The organism is Streptomyces sp. NPDC051563, from assembly GCF_044454225.1.
GTDB lineage: Bacteria > Actinomycetota > Actinomycetes > Streptomycetales > Streptomycetaceae > Streptomyces.
Genome location: NZ_JBITDL010000008.1, coordinates 160,923 through 185,078, shown reverse-complemented (window position 1 = coordinate 185,078; position 24,156 = coordinate 160,923). Strand labels below are relative to the sequence as shown.

Sequence of the window (24,156 nt, the reverse complement as noted above, 5' to 3'; positions counted from 1 at the left end):
ATGGCGTACGGCCGGACCGCACGGCAGAACCCGGACCGGCGTCCGGACCCCGCTCGACCGCCCGCCACGGAGACCATTTTGAGGAGCACCGGCATGTCCCCCAAGCCCGCTGAACAGAGCAGCACCGCGCACGGTCCGGTCGCTGCGCGGCTGCCGCTGTCGGCGGCGCAACGCGACATCTGGATGGCCCACGGACTCGACGCCACCGGCTGCCGCTACAACATCGGGGAGTACCGCGAGATCCTGGGCGACCTCGATCCGCAGCTGCTCGCCCGGGCCTGGTACCAGCTGGCCCGCGAGGCGGACGCGCTGCGCATCCGCGGCACCGGCGCGGACGAGGACGGCGCCCTGTGGCAGCTGGTGCGGGCCGAACCGGGCGACCGGCAGCTGGAGTTGCTGGACCTGAGCGGGGAGGCGGACCCGGCGGGAGCGGCCCGGGACCGGATGGACGCGGAACTGACGCGGCCCTTCGACCTCGCGGACGGCTGGCTGACCCGGCACGTCCTGATCGACGCGGGCACCGCGCCCGGCGGCGAACGGCGCTGGTTCTACTTCCACGCCTTCCACCACCTGGCCGTCGACGGCCTGGGCATCGCCCTGATGGACCAGCGGCTGGTGGAGCTGTACGAGCGGGCCGCGGCCGGCGAGCCCTGGGGGCCGGGTCCGTTCGGGACGCTGGAGGAGCTGCTCGCCGAGGACGCGGGGTACCGGACCTCGCCCGAGGCGGCGGCGGACCGGGCGCACTGGGCCGGGCACCTCGCGGGGCTGCCGCAGACCCCGCGGCTCGGCGAAGGCCGCAGCGGAGTACCGGCGCCGGGTGCGCTGCCCTTCGTACGGCGCACCGTGGTGCTGCCGCCGGACCGGGCGGACCGGCTGCGGGCGGTGGCGCGGGCGCATCGGGCACCGTGGGCGATGCTGGTGATCGCTCTCGTCGCGGCCTACGTGCACCGGGTGAGCGGAAGCTCCGAGCCGGTGCTCGGCCTTCCGGTGACGGGCCGGCGGACCGAACTGGCCCGGCGCACGCCGGGGATGATGTCGAACGTGGTGCCGCTGCGGGTGCCGGTGGCGCCCGAGGGGACGCTCGCCGAGCTGCTGGCGGCCGTGGTCAAGGAGACCCGGCAGGGTCTGGCGCACCAGCGCACCCGGTACGAGGACATGTGCCGGGACCTGGGTGTCGGTGAGTCGGAGCGGCGGATCACGGCTCCGCTGGTCAACATCATGGCCTTCACCCCCGGGATGCGGTTCTGCGGCTTCCCGACCACGCAGCACAATCTGAGCAACGGCCCCGTGGAGGACCTGGCGGTCGGCGTCTACGACCTGGGGCCCGAGGGAGGGCTCCGGATCGACTTCGATGCGGCGCCGCAGGTCTGCGACCTCGCCGCAGTGGCCGGGCACCAGGACCGGTTCCTGCGCTTCGTGACGAAGGTGCTGGACTCCGATCTCGACGTACCGCTGCCCGAGCTGGAGTTGCTCGGTGAGGCCGAGCGGCGTCAGGTGCTGGAGGAGTGGACGGGCCGGCGCACCGACATCGGGGAGGACACCCTCGTCGACCGCTTCGAGGCACAGGCCCGCACCCGCCCCGGAGCCCGCGCCCTGGTCTTCGGCGACGAGGAACTCACCTACGGTGAACTCGACGCCCGATCCAACCGGCTCGCCCACCACCTCTCCGAACACGGCCTGGGACGCGGCGATTTGGCAGGCATCCTGCTCGACCGCGGCACCGAGTTCGCCATCGCCCTCCTCGCCGTCCTCAAGACCGGCGCCGGATACGCCCTCCTGGACCCCGAGTTCCCCGATGAACGGCTCGCGGGTACGGCTGCCGAAGCCGGTCTGCGGATGCTGGTGAGCGACGGGACGCACCGGGACCGGGTGGCCGGCCCCTGGGCGACCGTGCTGGTCGATGCCGGGAGCGGGGCCGTCGGCCGGCAGCCGTCCGCGCCCCTGGGCGTCCGGCTGACGCCTGCCGACACGGCCTGCGTGATGTTCACGTCCGGCTCGACCGGACGCCCCAAGGGGATCCTCTCCTCCCACCGCAACCTCGTCTCCACCGTCACCGCCCAGACCTACGCCCACTTCGGCCCGGGCGAGACCTTCCTCCAGTGCTCCCCCGTCTCCTGGGACGCCTTCAGCCTCGAATTCTGGGGCGCCCTCCTCCACGGAGGCACCACCGTCCTGCAACCCGGACAGCGTCCGGAGCCCGCCGCCATCGCCGCGCTGGCCCCGAGCCGGGGCGTCACGATGCTTCAGCTCTCCTCCAGCCTCTTCAACTTCCTGACCGACGAGCACCCGGAGACCTTCGCCACCACCCGGATCGTCTACACGGGCGGCGAACCCGCCTCCCCCACCCACGTCCACCGCCTGCAGGCCCTCCACCCCGGGCTGACCATCACCAACGGCTACGGCCCCGCCGAATCCATGGGCTTCACCACCACCCACACCATCCCGGCCACGGCCGAAGTGACGGGCACGGTGTCCATCGGCCGGCCGCTGACGAACAAGCAGGCCTACGTCCTCGACGCGCGGCTGCACCCCGCACCGCCCGGCACCACCGGCGAGCTGTACCTGGCCGGCGACGGCCTGGCACACGGCTACCTCGGCCAGCCCGCCACCACCGCGGCCGCCTTCCTGCCCAACCCCTACGGACCTCCCGGCTCCCGCCTCTACCGCACCGGCGACCAAGCCCACTGGGACACCGAAGGCAACCTCCACTACACCGGCCGCACCGACACCCAGATCAAGATCCGCGGCTTCCGCGTGGAACCCACCGAGATCGAGACAGTGCTGACCGGCCATCCCCGGATCGCCCAGGCCACGGTGGTGCACACCACCCACCTGACGGCCTACGTCACCCTGGTCCCCGGCGCGGGATCCGGCACCGGACCCGGCGGGGGATCCGCCGCAGGCCCCAGCCCCGACCCGTCCCCCGCCGCGCTGAAGAGCTGGCTCCGCGAGCGCCTTCCGGAGCACATGGTCCCGGCGCAGTTCGCGGTGCTGGACCGGCTGCCGCTCACCCCGAACGGGAAGATCGACAAGCGGGCCCTGCCCGCCGTCGAGCTTCCGCTGACCGCCGGTGGCCGCCAGCCCCGTACCGAGCTGGAGGAGATCGTCCGGACCCTGGTCAGCGAGGTCCTCGGCTCCCCGGCCCCGCTCTCCATCGACGACGGGTTCTTCGACCACGGCGGCCACTCCCTGCTCGCCGCCCGCCTGGTCAACCGGATCGGCTCCACCCTCGGCGTCACCCTCACCCTGCGCGACGTCTTCCAGCACCCCACCCCGGCGGCGCTGGCCCGCCAGGTCACGGCCGCCTCGGGCCGGCCCGTGCTGCCTCCGCTGGCCCGGGCCGCCGTGCGGCCCGAGCGGCTGCCGCTGTCCTTCGCCCAGCAGCGGCTCTGGCTGGTGTCGGGCCTGCAGGAGCAGGGGACCTCGTACAACGTGCCGATGACGGTCCGGCTGGACGGCGCGGTGGACGTGGCGGCGCTGCGGGCCGCCTTCGGCGACCTCGTCGGCCGGCACGAGCCGCTGCGGACCCGGTTCACCGCCGTGGACGGCGACCCCCGGCAGGTCGTCGACCCGGCAGGGCCGGCCGTGTTCGAGGTCCGTACGGTGGCCCCGGACGAGCTGGACGCCGAACTGCTGGCCGCCGCCCGGTACTCCTTCGACCTGGCCGCCGAACATCCCTTGCGGGCAACGCTGTTGCGGACCGGGGAGGCCGATTACACCCTGCTCGTCCTGATGCACCACATCGCCACCGACGGCCAGTCGCTGCGCCCGCTCTTCGACGACCTGTCGGCCGCGTACGCGGCGCGGCGGGAGCACCGCGCCCCCGACTGGGCGCCGCTGCCCGCGGACTACGCCGACTACGCGCTCTGGCAGCGCGCCGCGCAGGCCGACGGCGGGGTGCTGGAAGGCCAACTGGCCTACTGGAAGGAGGCGCTGGCCGGGCTGCCGGAGGAGCTCGGGCTGGTCACCGACCGGCCGCGGCCCGCGGTGGCCGGGCAGCGCGGCGGTGCGGTGCGCGTCGATTTCGGGCGCCGCCTGCACAAGCGGATCGTCGAGCTGGCGCGCGCCGAACGGTGCACCCCGTTCATGGTGGTGCAGGCGGCGCTGGCCGCCCTCCTGACCCGGATGGGCGCGGGGACGGACATCCCGCTGGGCTCACCGGTCGCGGGACGGACGGACGAGGCCCTGTCGGACCTGGTGGGGTTCTTCGTCAACACGCTCGTGCTGCGGACCGACACCTCGGGCGATCCCGCCTTCCGCGAGCTGCTGGCCCGGGTGCGGGCGGCCGACCTGGATGCCTTCGCCCATCAGGACGCCCCCTTCGACCTGGTGCTGGAGGCCGTCAACCCGACGCGCACGCTGGCCCGGCACCCCCTGTTCCAGATCTGCCTGGCCCTGGAGTCGGGCCCGGCCGTCGCCCCGGACCTGCCGGGCCTGCGGGCCGGGGCCGCGGAGCCGCTGGCGACGGGGGCGGTCAAGTTCGACCTGGAGTTCCTGCTGCGGGCCGAGCCGGACGGACCGTTGACGGGTGCGGTGCTGTACAGCTCCGACCTGTACGAGCACGGCACCGTGGAGCGGCTGGCGGACATGCTGCGGCGCGCGCTGGAGCACGTCGTGGCCGCCCCGGACGTCCCCGTGTCGGAGCTGGAGTTGCTCGGTGAGGCCGAGCGGCGTCAGGTGCTGGAGGAGTGGACGGGCCGGCGCGCCGACATCGGGGAGGACACCCTCGTCGACCGCTTCGGGGAGCAGGTCCGTACCCGCCCCGGAGCCCGCGCCCTGGTCTTCGGCGACGAGGAACTCACCTACGGTGAACTCGACGCCCAATCAAACCGGCTCGCCCACCACCTCGCCGAACACGGCCTGACACGCGGCGATTTGGCAGGCATCCTGCTCGACCGCGGCACCGAGTTCGCCGTCGCCCTCCTCGCCGTCCTCAAGACCGGCGCCGGATACGCCCTCCTGGACCCCGAGTTCCCCGACGAACGGCTCGCGGGGACCGCACGGGACGCGGGGATCGGTGTCCTCGTCACCGACGCGCGGCACCACGCCCGGGTGGCCGGGCCGTGGACCTCCGTGCTGGTGGACTCCGAAGCCGAGGCCATCGGCCTGCGGCCCGCCACCGCCCCGGGCGTCCGGCTGACGCCTGCCGACACGGCCTGCGTGATGTTCACCTCCGGCTCGACGGGCCGCCCCAAGGGGATCCTGTCCTCCCACCGCAACCTCGTCTCCACCGTCACCGCCCAGACCTACGCCCACTTCGGCCCGGGCGAGATCTTCCTCCAGTGCTCCCCCGTCTCCTGGGACGCCTTCAGCCTCGAATTCTGGGGCGCCCTCCTCCACGGAGGCACCACCGTCCTGCAACCCGGACAACGCCCCGAACCCGCCGCCATCGCCGCGCTCTCGCAGCGCCACGCCGTGACCATGCTCCAGCTGTCCTCCAGCCTCTTCAACTACCTCACCGACGAGCACCCGGACACCTTCAGCACCACCCGGATCGTCTACACCGGCGGCGAACCCGCCTCCCCCACCCACGTCCACCGGCTCCACGCCCTCCACCCCTCGCTGACCATCACCAACGGCTACGGCCCCGCCGAATCCATGGGCTTCACCACCACCCACACCATCCCGGTCTCGGACCGTCCGACTCCGACCGTGTCCATCGGCCGGCCGCTCACCAACAAGCAGGCCTACGTCCTGGACGCCCGCCTGCGCCCGGCACCGCCCGGTGCCACCGGCGAGCTGTACCTGGCCGGCGACGGCCTGGCACACGGCTACCTCGGCCAGCCCGCCACCACCGCGGCCGCCTTCCTGCCCAACCCCTACGGCCCTCCCGGCTCCCGCCTCTACCGCACCGGTGACCAGGCCCACTGGGATGCGGAGGGCAACCTCCACTACAGCGGCCGCACCGACACCCAGATCAAGATCCGCGGCTTCCGTGTCGAGACGACGGAGATCGAGACCGTCCTCACCAGCCACCCGGACATCGCCCAGGCCACCCTCGCGACCCACCCCGACCATCACAACACGCCCCAGCTGACGGCCTACCTCGTCGCGACCGCCCCCGGCCTCTCGGGGCAGGACGTCCGGCTCTGGCTGCGCACGCTGCTGCCGGACCACATGGTCCCGGCCTTCGTGGTCCTGCTGGACCGGCTGCCGCTCACCCCGAACGGGAAGATCGACAAGCGGGCCCTGCCCGTCCCCGAGGCGGCCGCCACCGTCGGCGGGCGCGCTCCGCGCACCGAGCTGGAGGCGACGGTCCTCGCGCACTTCGCCGACGCCCTGAACACGACGGCGCCGCTCTCCATCGACGACGGCTTCTTCGACCTCGGCGGCCACTCCCTGCTGGCCGCCCGCCTCACCAACCGGATCGGCGCCGACCTCGGCGTCACGCTCGCACTGCGCGACGTCTTCCAGCACCCGACACCCGCCACCCTCGCCGCGCGCATAGAAAGCCTGCGCCGGTCCGCCCCGGCGGCGCCCCGCCGGGCCCGGCCCGCGCTCCGCCGCCGCACCCCCGACCAGGAACGGAGTTCCTCATGAGCAACGACACGTACCCGGACTTCACGCCCGCGCCCGACGACGTGGTGTGGGACCTCCCGGGCGAGGGCCCGCAGCGGACCTCGCTGCTGGTCCTGCCGCACGCCGGCGGCAACGCACACGCGTACGCCGAATGGCGCCGGTACCTGCCCGCCGACGTCCGGCTGCTGATCGGCCAGTACCCCGGCCGCGGCGCCCGCTTCGCCGAGGACCTGCCCCGCACCATCGCCGACCTGGCCGGCCCCGTCGTGGCCTCGCTGCCCGCCGGCACCACCGACGACCTGGTGGTGCTCGGGCACAGCATGGGCTCGCTGGTCGCCTTCGAGGTGGTACGGGCCCTGCAGGCGGCGGGCCGGACCCCGCGGGCCCTGGTCGCCTCGGCCTGCCGGGCCCCCTTCCTCGCCAACCCGTGCGCGGTGCACCCCGAACTGCTGGACGACGACGCGCTGGTCGCCGCCATCAAGGAACGCGGGGGCACCGACGACGGCATCCTCGACGAGCCGGAGCTGCGGGAGATCATCATCCCGTCCATCCGCGCCGACTTCGCGATCGACGACGTCTACCGCTGCGAGGAGTCCGAGGCCCGCGTGGACTGCCCGCTGACCGTGATCGGCGGGGACGCCGACCCGGTCGCACCGGCCGCCTCGCTGGACCGCTGGGCACAGATCACCGACCAGCCCTTCGCCTCGTTCGTGCTGCCCGGCGGCCACTTCTACTTCCAGGAGCAGCTGGCTGAGTTCTTCGCCGTCCTCGGCACCGTCCTCGACCCCGTCCTCGGCTCGGGCTCCGGCTCCGTCGTCGGCGGCCGGGCCACGGCCGGCTCCGCCGCCTGACCGTCTGCCGCTCCCTCCTTCGCTCCGCAGCCCTCTCGACTTCAACTCCGCACCCCTTTAAGGACTTTCCATGACCACGTTCGCAGACGCCCCGGCCGACACCGGTATCCGCCCGATCCGCGAGGCGGGCAAGCCCGTCGTCGTCCAGACCCCGGCCGGCGCCGACCTGGAGACGGCCGTCGCCTGGCTGAACGCCCACCGCGCCGACATCCAGGCGGAGTTGCACCGCTCGGGTGCAGTCCTGCTGCGCGGACTGCCGGTCTCGGACGCGGCGACCTTCGCCGCCGCCCGCGACGCGCTGATCCAGCAGCGCGCCGGCTACAAGGAGAAGGCGACCCCGCGCACCGACTTCGGCGAGGGCGTCTTCTCCTCCACGGACCTGCCGGCCGTGCAGCCCATCCGGCTCCACAACGAGAACAGCTACACCCTCGACTTCCCCGGCGTGCTGCTGTTCGGCTGCGTGATCGCCCCCGAGGAGGGCGGCGCCACCACCGTCGGTGACATGCGGGAGGCGCTGCGCCTGCTGCCGCCGGAGCTGGTGGAGCGGTTCGCCCGGGCCGGCTGGCTGCTCGTGCGCAACTACTCGGAGCTCGCGGGCCTTCCCTGGTACAAGACGTTCGCGACCGAGGACAAGGCCGTCGCGGAGGCCTACTGCGAGGAGAACACGGTCGGCTACGAGTGGGTCGAGGAGGACGACTCCATGATCACCCGGCAGCGCCGCTCGGCGATCGTCACCCACCCCGCCACCGGCGAGCAGACCTGGTTCAACCACTTCGCCTTCTGGAACAGCCGCACCCTGGACCCCGACATCCGCGAGGTGCTCGTGGAGACGTACGGCGAGGACGGCCTGCCCTTCAACACCTACCTGGGCGACGGGACCCGCCTGACCGACGCCGAGGTCGACGCGATCAACGCGGTGTACGACCGCGTCACGGTCCGCGAGACCTGGCAGCAGGGCGACCTGATGCTGGTCGACAACATCCTGTGCGCCCACGGCCGCGAGGCCTACAAGGGCGACCGCAAGATCCTGGTCGCCATGGGAGAGCCGGTGGCCCTGGCCGACTGCGCCCCCGCCACCCAGCCGTCCACCACCGTTTTCGCCGGGGAGTGACCACCATGACCGCCGTGCTTCCCGAGCGTTCCCGTACCACCGCCGCCCTGCCGGAGGACACCCGGCGCACCGTCGCCGACCTCATGGACCGGCTCGCGCTGGTCCCCGCCGCGCGGACCGCCGTCGTCGCGGCCGACCGCGAGCTGACCTTCGGCGCGCTGCGCGCCGAGGCCATGCTGATCGCCTCCCGCCTCACGGCGCGCGGCATCGGGCCCGAGAGCGTGGTCGCCCTCGCCCTGCCGCGCGGCGCCGGCCTCGTGGCCGCGCTGATCGGCACCCTGACCGCGGGCGCCGCCTACCTTCCGGTCGACCCGAAGCTGCCCGCCGAGCGGCGCCGCTACCTGGTCGAGGACTCCGGCGCCGACCTCGTCGTGACGGCCGGCCCGGACTCCGAGCCGCTCGCCGCCGGTACCGCGCACCTGTCCCTGGCCGAGCTGACCGCGCCGGACGGTACCGCCGGGTCCGCGTACGCCCCGGTGGCCGTGTCCGCCGACACCCTCGCCTACGTGATCTACACCTCCGGTTCGACCGGCCGCCCCAAGGGCGTGGAGATCGGCCGGGCCGCCGCCTCCGCGCTGCTCGCCGAGCTGGAGGGCGCGGGCATCGCGGCCACCGAAGGCGGCCGGGTCGGCTGGAACGCCTCCCCCTCCTTCGACGCGTCCGTGCAGCAGTGGGTGCGCATCTGCCGCGGCGACACCCTGGTGATGATCGACGAGGAGACCCGCGCCGACCCGGCGCTGCTGGCCCGGTTCGTCGACGAACAGGCCCTGACCGACCTCGACATCACCCCCTCGCACGCCGAGCCGCTGCTCGACCTGCTGAGCGAGGACGGCGGACCCCGCCCGCTGACGCTCCTCATCGGCGGGGAGGCGGTCGGCCTGGAGCTGTGGCGGCGCCTCGCGGCGAAGGGGGCGCAGGGCGTCCTGCGCACCGTGAACCTCTACGGTCCCACCGAGTGCACGGTGGACTCCACGGCGGGCTGGATCGACGGCGCCGACGAGCCCCACATCGGCAGCGTGCTGCCCGGACTGCGCATGCGGGTGCTGGACGAGCAGCTGAACCCGGTCGCCGAGGGCGGCAGCGGCGAGCTGTACCTGGCCGGCCCGCGCGTGGGCCGCGGCTACCGGCGCCGGCCCGCGCTGACGGCGGAGCGGTTCACCGCCGACTCCGGCGCGGACGCCGCGTACGGCGGGCGGATGTACCGCACCGGCGACCTCGTCCGGCTGCTGCCCGACGGCCGGCTCGGCTATCTGGGCCGGGCCGACGGGCAGGTCAAACTGCGCGGGCACCGCATCGAGCTCCCGGAGATCGAGGCCGCGCTGACGGCGGTCGAGGGGGTCGCGGAGGCTGCCGTCGTGCTCCTCGACGAGGTGCACGGGGCGCCCGGGCTGGTGGCGTACTACCGCGCCGCGTCCGGCGGAGCCACCGCTGTCACCGAGGGCGCTTTGCGCGAGCACCTGGGGGCGGCGCTGCCCGCCTACATGCTCCCGGCGGCCTTCGTCGCCCTGGACCGCTTCCCGACCACCACCAACGGCAAGCTGGACCGGGCCGCGCTGCCCGCCCCGGCCGCCGCCTCCCCCGGGCCCGTCCCGGCCGCCGAGGGGCTGACCCGCTCGCAGGAGCTGATCGCGGGCGTCTGGGCGGCCGTGCTCGGCGCCTCCCGCATCGGCCCCGACGACAACTTCTTCAAGCTGGGCGGCCATTCGCTCCTCGCCATCAAGCTGGTGTCGCGGGTCCGGGCCGAACTGGGCGTCGCCCTGCCGGTGAAGGCGGTCTACGCCAACCCGCGCCTGCGGGACCTCGCCTCCCACCTCGACACGCTCGTCGCGGCCACCGCCGACACGGGCACCGACGCGGCCACCGCGCGCCAGGACAGTTAGGACAGTCAGGACATGACCGAGATCCCGTTGTCGTTCGCCCAGCGCCGGCTGTGGTTCCTGGGCCGGCTCCACGGACCGTCCGCCACCTACAACGCCCCCGTGGTCGTGCACTGGGACGCGGTGCCCGACACCGCGGCCCTCGGCGCCGCACTGGCCGACGTGGTGGAGCGGCACGAGGTGCTGCGGACCGTGCTCCCGGCCGGGGCCGACGCGGAGCCGTACCAGCGGGTGCTGGCGGCCTCCGCCGTACCCGGGCTCACCACGGGAGTCTGCACGCCCGGTGAACTGGACGCCGCCGTCGCCGCGTTCACCCGGCAGGCGATCGACATCACCGCCGAACCGCCGCTGCGCGCCCGGCTGCTGCTTCCAGGCGACGGGACCTCGGTACTCGTCCTGCTCATCCATCACGTGGCCACCGACGGGTGGTCCGTACGCCCCCTGCTGCGCGACCTGTCCGAGGCGTACGCGGCCCGCCTGGCGGGCCGGGCACCGGACCGGGAGCCGCTGCCGGTCCAGTACACGGACTACAGCCAGTGGCAGCACGAGCTGCTCGGCGACCCCGCCGACCCCGACAGCCTCGCCCACGAGCAGGTGGCGCACTGGCGGGACGTCCTGGCCGGCGCCCCCCAGGTCATCGCCCTGCCCGCCGACCGGCCGCGCCCGGCGGAGCCCTCCGGCCGGGGCGCCACCGTGACCTCCCGGCTCGACGCGGCCGGCCACCGCGGGCTGCTCGCCCTGGCCCGCGGCCAACGGGCGAGCCTGACCATGGCGGCGCGCGCCGCACTGGCGGTCGCCCTGTCGGCCGCCGGGGCGGGCGAGGACGTCGTGATCGGCGCGCCCGTCGCGGGGCGGCCCGACGAGGACCTGTACGACCTGGTCGGCTTCTTCGTCAACTCCCTCGCCCTGCGCACGGACCTGTCGGGCGATCCCTCTGTCGGCGCACTGCTGGACCGGGTACGGGAGGCCGACCTGGCGGCCTACGAGCACCAGGAACTCCCCTTCGACCTGCTGGTGGAACGGCTCGCACCGGAACGCGCCCTGGGACACCACCCGTTCTTCCAGACGATGCTGACGGTGGACGCGAGCGCCGGGGCGTCCGAACCGGTGGAGCTGGCCGGCGGGATCCACGGCCGGCTGGAGGACGTCGGCCTGGACGCGGCCAAGTTCGACCTCACCTGGTACTGCGCGGAGCGGCACACCGCGGACGGCGCCCCCGACGGAATCGACCTCGCCCTCCAGTACGCGGTGGACCTCTTCGACGAGGAAACGGCGCGGCTGCTGCTGGAGGTGTACGTACGGGCCCTGGGCGCCTTCGCCGCCGCGGCGCAGGACCCGGACCGGCTCCTCGGCGAGCTGGACCTGGTGACGGCCGGGGAATCCCGGGCGCTGGCCGCCCGGCACGCGGCGGCCGCGCCGGACGCGGCCGCTCCGGCTCCGGCCGGACCGGTGCGCCGCGACGTCCTGTCGCCGCGCGAGGAGATCCTGTGCGGGCTGTTCGCGGAGGTGCTGGGCCGCGAGACCCAGGGCGCCGACGCCAACTTCTTCAAATCGGGGGGCCATTCCCTGCTGGCGAGCAAGCTGGTCAACCGGATCCGGGGGGCGCTCGGCCTGGAACTCGGCATCCGCGACCTGTTCCTGGCTCCGACCCCGACCGCGCTGCACCGCCGCCTCGCCGAACTGGGCGGCACGGCCACGAGCAGGCCGGTGCTGACGGCCGCCGCGGACCGGCCGGAGCGGCTCCCGCTGTCGGCGGCGCAGCGGGCGCTGTGGCTGCTGGACCGGATCGAGGGCCCCTCCGCGACCTACAACGCACCGCTGGTGCTGCGCCTGGCCGAGGTCCCGGACCGGGTGGCGCTGGCGGCGGCGCTGGGTGACGTGGCGGGGCGGCACGAGGTGCTGCGCACCGTGTACGGCTCCGAGGGCGGCGAGCCGTACCAGCGGGTCCTGGGCGTGGACGGGGAGGCACTGGAGACGGCCGCCCTGGAGGTGACGCCGTGCTCCCCGCAGGCCGTGGAGGGGCTGGTCGCGGGCTTCGGCCGGGAGCCCTTCGACCTCGCGGTGCGGCCGCCGCTGCGGTCCCGGCTGTTCCTGCCGGGGGACGGCACCGCGGTCCTGGTGCTGCTGGTCCACCACATCGCGACCGACGGCTGGTCGATCGCCCCGCTGCTGCGGGACCTGGGCGAGGCCTACGAGGCGCGGCGCACCGGCCGGGCCCCCGCCTGGCGGGCGCTGCCGGTGCAGTACGCCGACTACGCCCTGTGGCAGCGCGAGCTGCTGGCGGATCCGGCGGGGCTGCTCGGCTTCTGGAAGACGGCGCTCGCCGGCATGCCGGCCCGGACCGCCCTGCCGGCGGACCGGCTCCGGCCGGCCGAGCCCTCGGGGCGGGCGGTGACGGTATCGGCCGAGCTGGACGCCGGGGCGCACCGCGCGCTGGTGTCCCTGGCCCGGGAACACCGGGCCAGCCTGTTCATGGTGGCCCGCTCCGCCCTGGCCGCGGCCCTGTCGGCGGCCGGGGCCGGGGAGGACCTGGCGATCGGCACCCCGGTGGCGGGCCGGCCCGACCAGGATCTGCACGATCTGGTGGGCTGCTTCGTCAACTCCCTGGTGCTGCGCACCGATCTGTCCGGCGACCCGGAGGTCGGCGCGTTCGTCGAGCGGGTGCGGGACGCGGACCTGGCCGCCTTCGACCACCAGGACCTGCCCTTCGACGTGCTGGTGGAGCAGCTGGCCGAGCCGGGCCGGGCGCTGGGCGAACACCCCTTCTTCCAGGTGATGCTGACGGTGCAGGAGGCCGCCGACGACACCGTGCGGCTGGGCGGCGTCCGGGGGCGGGCGACGAGCACGGACCTCGGCGCCGCGAAGTTCGACCTGTCCTTCCACTGCGCGGCACGGCGCGGCGCGGACGGCGCTGCCGGCGGACTCGACGTGCACGTGCAGTACGCCGAGGACCTCTTCGACGAGGAGACGGCGCGGCTGCTGCTGGCGGTGTACGTACGGGCGCTGCGCGCGTTCGCGACGACCGCGACGTCTTCGACGTCCGCGACGTCCGCGACGACCGCGCGGACCCGGCTGGGCTCGCTGGAGCTGGTGACGGCCGAGGAGGGCGCGGGCCTCGCCCGGCGCCGCGAGCGCCTCGCCGCCGCCGCTCTGGCGGCGCGGACACCGGCAGCGGCGGCCGCACCCGCGGCGCTCTCGCCCCGGGAGGAGATCCTCTGCGGGCTCTTCGCCGAGGTCCTGGGGCGCGAACGGATCGCCGCCGACGCCAACTTCTTCAAATCGGGCGGGCATTCGCTGCTCGCCAGCAAGCTCGTCAACCGGATCCGGGCGGTGCTCGGAGTGGAGGCGGGGATCCGGGACCTGTTCCTCGCCCCCACGGCCACGGCCCTGCACCGGCGGCTGGCCGCGGCGGGCGCGGCCGGCTCCCGGCCGGCACTGGAGCCCGTGGAGCGGCGGCCCGAGCGGCTTCCGCTGTCGTACGCGCAGCGCCGGCTGTGGTTCACCGACCAGCTGGAGGGCCCGTCCCCCGCCTACAACATCGCCCTGGTGCGGCGTCTGGACCGGCCGCTGGACCCGGCGGCGCTCGCCGACGCCCTGGCCGACCTGGTGTCCCGGCACGAGGTGCTGCGCACCGTGTACGGGGCCGAGGGCGGCGAGCCGTACCAGCGGGTGCTGGAGCGGGCCCGGCCGCAGCTGGAGCTGGCCCGGCCGCAGGACGTCGGCGCCGCCGTGGACGAGGCTGCGGCACACGTCTTCGACCTGACCCGCGATCTGCCGCTGCGGGCCTGGCTGTTCCTGCCGGACGGGGAGGGCCCGCAGACGCTGGTCCTGCTGCTGCACCACATCGCGGCCGACGGCTGGTCCACGGGCCCCCTGCTGGCCGATCTGGCCGCCGCCTACGAGGCGCGGCTCGCCGGCCGGGCCCCCGGTGCGCCGCCGCTCGCGGTGCAGTACGCCGACTACACGCTGTGGCAGCGGGAGCTGCTCGCCGGCGCCCGGCCCGAACTGGACTTCTGGCAGCGGGCCCTGGCCGGACTGCCCCCGCTGATCGACCTGCCGACGGACCGGCACCGGCCCGCCGAGCCCTCCGGGCGCGGGGCCCTCACCGGTTTCGCGGTGTCCCCGGACACCCACGGCCGTCTCCTGCGCCTCGCCCACGCCCGGGGCGCCACGCTCTTCATGGTGGTGCAGGCGGCTCTCGCCGCGGCCTTCACCCGGCTCGGAGCGGGCACGGACCTCGCGCTCGGCACGACGGTGGCCGGGCGCGGCGACGACGCCCTGTCGGGGCTGGTCGGCTTCTTCGTCAACACCCTGGTCCTGCGCACCGACACGGGCGGCGACCCGACCTTCGGGGAGCTGCTCGGGCGGGTCCGGGAGGCGGGGCTGGCCGCGTACGCACACCAGGACCTCCCCTTCGACCTGCTCGTGGAGCACGTGAACCCGCTCCGGTCCGCGGCCCACCATCCGCTGGTGCAGGTGATGCTCCAGGTCAACCGGGCGGACACGGCCGCGAGCGCCCTCGCCGCCGGGGGCCCGCTGGCGGGCGAGGAGCTGCCGTACGGGTCGGCGACGGCGAAGGCCGACCTGACATTCGCCCTGACGGAACACGCCGAAGGCGGGCTCTCGGGGGTGCTGGAGTACGCCACCGACCTGTACGGGGAAGCCGGCGCCGAGCGCCTGGCCGGGCTGCTCGTGGCGGCGCTGGAACTCTTCGGCGCCGACCCGGACCTGAGGGTCGGCGACCTCCCGGCGCCGGCCGACCGGCGGGGTACGCGGCCGCCGGTTGGCGGCTACCGGATCGACGTGGAGCACGTCGCCGCGGTGCTCGCGGAGCACCCGGCGGCGGCCGGGGCGCGGGTCCGCGTGGTGGAGGACCGGCTGGTCGCGGAGGTGCTGGACCGCGAGGGCCCGGCCGGCCCGCTGTCGGAGCCGGCCCTGCAGGAGTGGGCGGCGGAGCGGCTTCCGGAGTACGCGGTCCCCTCGGCGGTACGCCTCCTCGGCGGGGCGGCGCCGGACCAGGGAGCGGCCCGGCCGGCGGCGAGGCCCGCGGCGAGCGCGTCGGCCGGGTCCGCGGCGCGGGCTTCGGGCGGGGCCCATAGCTCCGCCGATGCCACGAGCCGCCCCCAGGAACCGGCAGGGGCCGCGAACGGGGCGCCCGCACCGGGCGGAGACGACCGCCCCGGACACGACGGGCGCGGTGACGACCGGCTGGCGCCGGCGCTGCTGCGGCTGTTCGCGGAGGTGCTGGAACGGGGACAGCTCGGCCCGGACGACAACTTCTTCAAGTCCGGCGGCCATTCCCTGCTGGCGGTCCGGCTGGTCAACCGGATCAAGGCGGAGCTGGGCCGGGAGCTGACCCTCCGCGAGGTGTTCCGGCACCCGACCCCGGCCCGGCTGGCGGCGCTGCTGGCGTCCGCGCCCCCGGTCCCGCCGACCCCGCCGCCGGCCCTGCGCCGCCGCACCCGCGCGGGCTCGCGGGTCCGCCAGCCGTAGGCCACCCCTCCAGGAACCGCACACGAGGCCCTCCCCGGCAACCGCCGGGGAGGGCCTCGCCGGTGCACGGACTACACGCTGTGGGAGCGGACGGGCCTCGACGCCGAGGCCGCCGCCGGGCACGTCGCCCACTGGAACAGGCCCTGGCCGACGCGCCCCCGGTGCTGGAGCTGACAGCGGCCCGCACCCGGCCCGTCCCCACCCCCGGCCCGGTGACCTCCCACGACAGCCCGGCGGGACCGCCAGGACCTCGCCCGCGCCACGGCCGGCGGCCTCCCGCGAGCGCGCGCCAGGACCACCGCAAACCACCCACCACCACCCAGCCGAACCACCCACACCTCACCCACGCCTCGGCGCCCCGGCCAGCGGCCCCCCGTGGCGGGCCGGCGCGAAATCCGCCCGCCCACAACAGCCCGCCCGCGCCACCGGACAGCACCGGCCGCGACCACGCAGCCGGCCCACAGAGCCCTCCCCCGGCGTCTGCGGCCTCGTCCCCGGGCCCCCGCGAGCACTCGGCCGCGGCCACCGCGCATCCGCCCGCCCCGATACCGACCGGCGCCATCCGCCCAGCCCCGCCCGTCCAGGCCTGCCAGGCCGGGCCGCCGGGCCCCGCCCGCGATCCCGGTCCCGAAGCCGCCGGCGGCGCACCCGCCGGCCACCGGCAGTTCGAAGCGGCAGATGCGGGCCCGGGGAGCTGCCGCGGGGACTGCCCGGCGGGGTGGGGTGCGGTGCCTAGCGTGGGGGCACGGACTCCGCTCCGCATCCACATCCCCCGCCTGGAGGCTCCGCGATGCCCTCGACCGCCCCCACCGCCTCCGCCGTCCTGGACGGCGGCCTGGCGATCACCCCGGCGCCCCGCGTGCTCGACCGGATCGACGCCCGGGTCGCCGACGGCGCCGAGCGGCTCGCCCTGGTGCACGGCGAGCGCCGGATGACGTACGGGCAGCTGGCCCTCGCCGTGGCCTTCCGCGCCGAGGAGCTGGCCGCCGAGGGCGCCGGGCCCGGCCGGCTGGTGGCCGTGCACCGGCCGCGCGGGATCGACGCGGTCGTGGGGCTGCTGGCCGCCCTGCGGACCGGCGCCGCCTATCTGCCGCTGGATCCCGGCGCCCCGGCCGCCCGTACGGCCGCCATCCTGGCGGACTGCGCCGGGCAGGACGTCCGCCCGCTGGAGGGCGAGTTCGCCCTCCCCGGCCCCGGCGTCCCCGGGGACACCGCGTACGTGATCTACACCTCGGGTTCGACGGGTACCCCCAACGGGGTGGTGGTCGGGCAGGACGCCCTGGCCCACTTCACGGCCGGGGCCACCGTCCGCTACGGCATCACCGCCGAGGACCGGGTCCTGCAGTTCGCGCCGCTGCACTTCGACGCGAGCGTCGAGGAGGTGTTCCTGACGCTGGGCGCCGGCGCCACCCTCGTCCTGCGCGACGAGGAGATGCTCGACGTGCCCGGGCTGCTGGCGGGGTGCGCCGCGCACGGCGTGACCGTACTGGACCTGCCCACGGCCTACTGGCACGAGCTGGCCCACGCCCTCGACGCGGGGATCGCCGAACTCCCCTCCACCGTCCGCACGGTGGTCATCGGCGGCGAGGCCGCGCTGCCCGAGCGGGTGGCGCAGTGGTGCCGGGCCGTGGACCCGGACCGGGTGCGGCTGCTGAACACGTATGGCCCGACCGAGGCCACGGTCGTCGCCACCGTCGCCGACCTCTCCCGGCATCCGGGCGGCCCGGTGCCGATCGGCGAGCCGCTTCCGGGGGTCCGCGCGGCCGTCGTGGACGGCGAGCTGTGGCTGCTCGGCGGAGGTCTCGCCCACGGCTACCTGGGCCGGCCGGAGCTGACCGGGCGGCGCTTCGCGGCCCTGGGCGGCGAGCGCGCGTACCGCACCGGTGACGTGGTGTTCGTACGGGAGGACGGGCAGCTCGGGTTCCGGGGGCGGGCCGACGACGAGGTCAAGATCAACGGTCACCGGGTGGACCCGGCGTCCGTCGAGTCGGTGCTCACCGCCCACCCGGGGGTCCGGGAGGCCGCCGTGGTGCCGCAGGAGACCGCGGACGGCGTGAAGCGGCTGGCCGCCTTCGTCGTCGCGGATCCGGAGGTGGACGCCGACGCGCTGCGGGCGCGGGTGCGGGCCCACCTGCCCGCCGCCGCGGTGCCGTCGGTCATCACGCTGGTGGAGGCCCTGCCCCGTACCTCCTCCGGGAAGATCGACCGCAAGCTGCTCCGCACCGCGCCCCCCGGGGGCCCGGGCACCGGCTCCGGCGCCGAATCGGTGTTCGACGGGGCGGTGCTGCCCGCCGAGGACCGGATCCCGCTGTCCTTCGCGCAGCGCCGGCTGTGGTTCCTGGCCGGGCTGGAGGGTCCCTCGACGACCTACAACCTCCCTTTGGTCCTGCGCCTGGAAACCGTCCCCGACCGGGAGGCGCTGGCGGCGGCCCTCGGCGATGTCGTGGAGCGCCACGAGGTGCTGCGCACGGTGTACCCGGCCGTCGACTCCGAGCCGTACCAGCACGTCCTGGAGCCGCTCGCGGTCCCGCTCGGGGTACGGGAGTGCGCGCCGGGCGAACTCGATTCCCTGGTGGCGCGGTTCACCGCCGGCACCTTCGATCTGTCCTGCCAACTCCCCATCCGCGCAGAGCTGTTCACCACGGGCGACGGCGGAGCCACCCTCGTCCTGCTGACCCATCACATCGCCACCGACGGCTGGTCGGTGCGCCCGCTGCTGCACGACCTGGGCGAGGCCTACGCGGCGCGGCTGGCCGGCGCCGCGCCCGAACGGGAGCCGCTGCCGGTGCAGTACGCCGACTACACCCTGTGGCAGCACGAGCTGCTGGAGGACCCGGCCGGGCTCCTGGACCACTGGCGGGCCGCCCTGAACGGGATGCCGACCGTCCTGGACCTGCCCGCCGACCGCCCGCGCCCGGCCGAGCCGACCGGGCGGGGCGCCAGTCTCACCGCCCGGCTGGACGCGGAGGCGTTCGGGCGGCTCACCGCGCTGGGCGCGGAGCGGGGCGCCAGCCTCCTGATGGTCCTCCAGCCCGCCCTGGCGCAGGCGTTGGCCGCCGTCGGCGCGGGGACGGACATCGCGATCGGCACCCCGGTCGCGGGCCGCGGCGACGAGGCGCTCGACGGTCTCGTGGGCTTCTTCGTGAACACCCTGGTGCTGCGCACCGACGTATCGGGCGACGTCCCCTACGCGGAGCTCGTGGACCGGGCCCGGGACGCCGACCTGGCCGCCTACGCCCACCAGGAGCTGCCCTTCGACCTGTTGGTGGAACACCTCGCCCCGGACCGCTCGCTCGCCGTCAACCCGTTCTTCCAGGTGATGCTGACCGCCCAGGAGGCGGACGCCCCGGCCGAGGGCGCGCAGGGCCCGGAGCCGTCCGGCCCGCTCACCGGCCGGTTCGTGGAAACGGGCCTGGAGGCGGCCAAGTTCGACCTGAGCGCCGCCTGTGTGGCCTCGGCGGACGGCGGGCTGGAGGTGTGGTGGCAGTACGCGGAGGACCTCTTCGACGAGGAGACCGCGCGGCTGCTGCTGGACGTGTTCGTACGGGCCCTGGCCCGGGCGGCCGCCGACCCCGACGGGCCGCCCTCCGCCCGCCCGCTGCTCGACGGGGCGGAGCTGCGGGGCCTCGCCGAACGCCGGGCCCGCGTGGCGCTCGCCCTCGCGGAGCAGGCCGAGGCCGAGGCGGTGCGCGCGGCGCGGGCCCCGGCCGCGGGCGGCTCGGCCGCCGAAGGCGTGCTCTGCTCGCTGTTCGCCGAGGTCATCGGCATCGACCGGGTGGCCCCGGACGACAACTTCTTCTCGGTCGGCGGCCATTCCATGATGGGCGTCCGGCTGGTCAACCGGATCCGCGCGGTGCTCGGCCTGGAGGCCCGGATCCGCGACCTGTTCCTCGCCCCGACCCCGGCCGGGCTGGCCTTGCGCCTCACCCGGGACGGCGCGGCCACCGGACGGGCGCCGCTGCTCCCGGTGGCGGCCGCCGACCGGCCCGAGCTGGTCCCGCTGTCGTACGCGCAGCGCCGGCTGTGGTTCGTCGACCAGTTGGAGGGCCCGAGCCGCTCCTACACCATCCCCTTCGCCCTGCGTCTGGACCGGCCGCTGGACCCGGCGGTGCTGGCCGAGGCCCTCGCCGACGTGGCCGGACGGCACGAGGTGCTGCGGACCGTGTACCCGGCGGTGGACGGGCAGCCGTACCAGCGCGTGCTGGAGTCGGCGCGGCCGGTGCTGGAGCAGGTCGTGGCCGCGCCCGGCGCACTGGACGCGGCCGTCGACGCGGCGGCCGGGCACGTCTTCGACCTGGCGGCCGAACTCCCCTTCCGGGCCGCGCTCATCGAATCGGCGGGCGAGCAGGAGAAGGGGGCCGGGAGCGGGAGCGTCGGCGGGCAGGTGCTCGTCCTGCTCGTGCACCACATCGCCGCCGACGGCTGGTCGACCGGCCCGCTGCTGGCCGATCTGGCCACGGCGTACGCGGCCCGGCAGGACGGGCGGGCCCCGGGCTGGCGGCCGCTGCCCGTGCAGTACACGGACTACACGCTGTGGGAGCGGACGGCCCTCGACGGCGAGGCCGCCGCCGGGCACGTCGCCCACTGGAAGAAGGCCCTGGCCGGCGCGCCCCCGGTGCTGGAGCTGACGGCGGCCCGCACCCGGCCCGCGGAGGCCACCCACCGGGGCGCGGCGACCCCGCTCGCCCTGGACGCCGGGACGCACGCCCGGCTGGAGCGGCTCGCCCTGGAGCACGGGGCCACCGTGTTCATGGTGGTCCAGGCGGCCCTGGCGGCCACGCTGACCCGGCACGGAGCCGGCACCGACCTGCCCCTGGGCACGGTCGTCGCGGGGCGCGACGACGAGGCGCTGAACGACCTGGTCGGCTTCTTCGTCAACACCCTGGTGCTGCGCTGCGACACCTCCGGCGACCCCCGGTTCGCGGAGCTCCTGGAGCGGGTCAAGGAGACCGACCTCTCCGCGTACGCCCATCAGGACCTCCCCTTCGACCTGGTGGTGGAGCAGCTGAACCCGGCCCGTACCACCGCCCACCACCCGCTGGTGCAGGTCGTGGTGCAGGTCCATCCCGCGGAGCCGGCGGCTCCGGCGGACGCGGTGCTGGCCGGGACCCCGCTGGGGACGGCCTCCGGGTTCACGAAGTTCGACCTGACCGTGTCGCTGCGCGAGACGCGCACGGCGGACGGGGCCCCGGGCGGGCTGGAGGGCGTACTGGAGTACGCGACGGACCTCTACGACGAGGGGACCGCGGCCCAGCTGGCCGCGCACCTGGCCCGCACGCTGCGGGCGGTCGCCGAGGACCCGGGGCAGCGCATCGGGGACATCGCCCTGCTCTCCGCCGAGGAGGAGTTCCGCCTGGTCACCGAGTACAACGACACGGCGACCCCGCGGGCGGCCTGCGGGCTGGTCCACGAGCGGTTCGCCGCCCAGGCCCGGCGCACCCCCGACCGGATCGCCGTCTCGTACGAGGAGGAGACGCTGACCTACGCGGCCCTCGACGCCCGCGCCAACGCCCTCGCGCACCGGCTGCTGGCGGCGGGCGTGACCCGGGACGGGGCGGTCGGCGTCCTGATGGACCGCACGCCGGAGCTGCTGGTGGCGGCGCTCGCCGTGCTCAAGTGCGGGGCGGCCTACGTACCGCTGGACCCCCGGCTGCCCGACGTACGGGTGCGCATGGTCATGGAGGACGTGGCGGCGCGGGTGCTCCTGACGCAGGAGTCGCACCGCGAGCGGCCCGCCGTGCTCCAGGAGGCGGCGGCCGGGGTCCGGGTGCTGACCGCTGACCCCGCACGGGACGGGGCCGACGGGGGCACCGGCGCGTCCGGTACGGGGGCCGCGGACGGCGGGAATCCGGGCGATCCCGGGATCGCCGTCGGCGAGGACGCCCTGATGTACGTGATGTTCACCTCCGGCTCCACCGGCCGCCCCAAGGGCGTCGGGGTCACCCACCGCAACGTGGTGGAGCTGGTCACCGACCGCTGCTGGAACCTGGCCAACCACCGCCGGATGCTGGTCCATTCGGCGATCGGCTTCGACGCCTCGACCTACGAGCTGTGGGTGCCGCTGCTGAACGGCGGGCAGCTGGTCATCGCCCCCGGCGACGGCACCGACGTGGCCGAGCTCGACCACACGGTCCGCACCTACGGCGTCACCGCGGCCTACTTCACCATGGGCCTCTTCCACATCATGGCCGACGAGGGCCTGGACACCCTCAAGCTCCTCGACGAGGTCTGGACCGGCGGTGACGTGGCGTCCCCGAGCGCCCTCCAGCGGGTCCTGGACCACTGCCCCGACACCGTGCTCGTGCACTCCTACGGCCCGACCGAGACCACCTTCGCCTCGCACCAGCAGCGGATCCCGGCGGGACGGGGCACGCTCCCCGGGGTGTTCCTGGGAGCGGCCCTGGACAACACCCGGATCCACGTCCTCGACGAGCGGCTGCGTCCGGTCCCGATCGGGGTGGCCGGCGAGATGTACATCGCGGGCACCCAGGTGGCCCGCGGGTACCTGGGCCGGCCGGGGCTGACGGCCGAGCGGTTCGTCGCCGACCCGTTCGGCGCGGACGGCGGCCGGATGTACCGCACGGGCGACCTCGTGCACTGGACCCCCGAGGGCGAACTGCGCTTCGTGGGGCGGGCCGACGGCCAGATCAAACTGCGCGGCTTCCGGATCGAGCCCGGGGAGATCGAATCGACCCTGGCCCGCCACCCCGGCGTCGGACAGGTCGCGGTGGTCGTCTTCGAGGACGGACCGGGCGGCAAGCGGCTCGTGGCGTACGCCGTCCCGCGCGCCGGCCACGGCCTCACGGCCGAGGGGCTGTTGCGGTGGGCGGCGGAGGAACTCCCCGAGCACATGGTCCCGTCGGCGGCCGTGCTGCTCGACTCGATCCCGCTCACTGTCAACGGCAAGCCGGACCGCAAGGCGCTGCCCGCGCCGGCCCTCGCCGCACGCCCTTCGGGGCGGCCCCCGCGCAACCCGCGCGAGGAGATCCTGTGCGCCCTGTTCGCCGAGGTCCTGGGCGTGGAGGGGGTCGGCATCGACGACAACTTCTTCGGCCTGGGCGGGCATTCGCTGCTCGGCGTGCGCCTGGTGAGCCGGATGCGGACCGTGCTCGGGCTGGAGCGCGGGGTGCGCGACCTGTTCCGCACCCCGACGGTCGCGGGCCTGCTGGGCGACGAGCCCAGCGGTTTCGACCCGATGGGCGTGGTGCTGCCGCTGAGCACCCGCGGGGCGCGGAACCCGCTGTTCTGCATCCACCCCGGCACCGGGGTCGGCTGGCCGTACGCGGGCCTGGCCCAGCACCTGGGGCCGGATCAGCCGCTGTACGCGATCCAGGCCCGGGCGCTGAGCGAGCTGGGCCACTCCCCCGCCTCGGTGGAGGAGATGGTGGCGGACTACCTCCCGCTGATCCGGGAGGTCCAGCCGCAGGGCCCGTACCGCTTCCTGGGCTGGTCCTTCGGCGGTACGGTCGCCCACGCCCTCGCCGCGCGGCTGGCCGAGCTCGGGGAGCGCACCGAGCTGCTGGCGATGATGGACGTCCACCTGCTGCCCACCGAGCCGGTACGGCGGCACATGACCCCGGCGCAGAAGCGGGACATGCTGGTCGGCGACGCCACGGACGAGCCGGCCGACGCACCGTTCGACGTGGACGCGCTGATCGGCCTGGTACGGCTGAAGGACCCGGTGCTCGGGGCCTTCTCGGACGGGGAGATCCGCTCCGTGATCGGGGCCTCCATCGACCACGCCGAAATCATGAACCTGTACGCCCCGCGCCCGGTGGCCACCGACATGGTGTTCCTGGCGGCCATAGAGGACGGGGAAACGGAAAACAATCTGGCGCAGCACTGGATTCCCTACGTGGAAGGCAGCGTCGAGAATCACATCATCGGGGTCCCGCACACCAGAATGGGTGAACCCGAACCGCTTGCCCTGATCGGCCGTATTCTTTCCGAGAAATTGAGGAGCCTGTCATGACCAATCCTTTCGACGACACCGAGGGCACGTTCCACGTCGTGGTCAACGCCGAGGGACAGCACGCCCTGTGGCCCGCCTTCGCCGAGGTTCCCGCAGGCTGGGACGTGGTCTGGGGTGCCGGCCCGCGGGCGGACGCCCTCGCCTACGTGGAGGGCAACTGGACCGACATCCGCCCCAAGAGCCTGGTCGCCCAGTACGTCTGAGCCCTTGCGGTCCTTGCGAGGAATTTCCGGAAAACCGTGTCCCGCACTGCGGGGCGCGGTTTTCCGCTTTCCCCGACGACCGCCCTTCCGGCATTTCCATTTCCCTCATACTGCCGCTCCAACTTCCCCT

At 75.0% G+C, this 24,156-nt stretch carries 7 protein-coding genes; all 7 read left to right on the top strand.

Annotated features, from left to right (window positions below; genetic code table 11):
• Nucleotides 1-93: 93 nt before the first annotated feature.
• The 7 genes from ACIA8F_RS12275 (at nucleotide 94) to ACIA8F_RS12245 (ending at nucleotide 24,026) form a co-directional block, all read left to right on the top strand.
• Nucleotides 94-6,540, top strand: a complete 6,447-nt coding sequence (locus ACIA8F_RS12275) for an amino acid adenylation domain-containing protein (RefSeq protein ID WP_399378221.1) — start codon at nucleotides 94-96, stop codon at nucleotides 6,538-6,540.
• On the top strand, nucleotides 6,537-7,370 hold the full coding sequence (locus ACIA8F_RS12270) for a thioesterase II family protein (protein WP_399378220.1): 834 nt from the start codon (nucleotides 6,537-6,539) through the stop codon (nucleotides 7,368-7,370). Before ACIA8F_RS12275 ends, ACIA8F_RS12270 begins: the two co-directional genes overlap by 4 nt.
• A gap of 70 nt (nucleotides 7,371-7,440) precedes the next feature.
• Entirely contained in the window at nucleotides 7,441-8,481 is a 1,041-nt protein-coding gene (locus ACIA8F_RS12265; RefSeq protein ID WP_399378219.1) for a TauD/TfdA family dioxygenase, read from the top strand.
• Nucleotides 8,482-8,486: 5 nt separating this feature from the next.
• Nucleotides 8,487-10,361 carry an amino acid adenylation domain-containing protein gene (locus ACIA8F_RS12260; RefSeq protein WP_399378218.1) on the top strand — a complete coding sequence of 625 codons (1,875 nt, stop codon included), beginning with the start codon at nucleotides 8,487-8,489 and terminating at the stop codon, nucleotides 10,359-10,361.
• Between the two features lie 12 nt (nucleotides 10,362-10,373).
• Nucleotides 10,374-15,851 (top strand): condensation domain-containing protein, encoded by a 5,478-nt coding sequence (locus ACIA8F_RS12255; RefSeq protein WP_399378217.1) that lies wholly within the window; start codon nucleotides 10,374-10,376, stop codon nucleotides 15,849-15,851.
• 790 nt (nucleotides 15,852-16,641) lie between these two features.
• Nucleotides 16,642-23,823 (top strand): amino acid adenylation domain-containing protein, encoded by a 7,182-nt coding sequence (locus ACIA8F_RS12250; protein WP_399378216.1) that lies wholly within the window; start codon nucleotides 16,642-16,644, stop codon nucleotides 23,821-23,823.
• Entirely contained in the window at nucleotides 23,820-24,026 is a 207-nt protein-coding gene (locus tag ACIA8F_RS12245) for an MbtH family protein (protein ID WP_399378215.1), read from the top strand. Before ACIA8F_RS12250 ends, ACIA8F_RS12245 begins: the two co-directional genes overlap by 4 nt.
• Nucleotides 24,027-24,156: the final 130 nt, after the last annotated feature.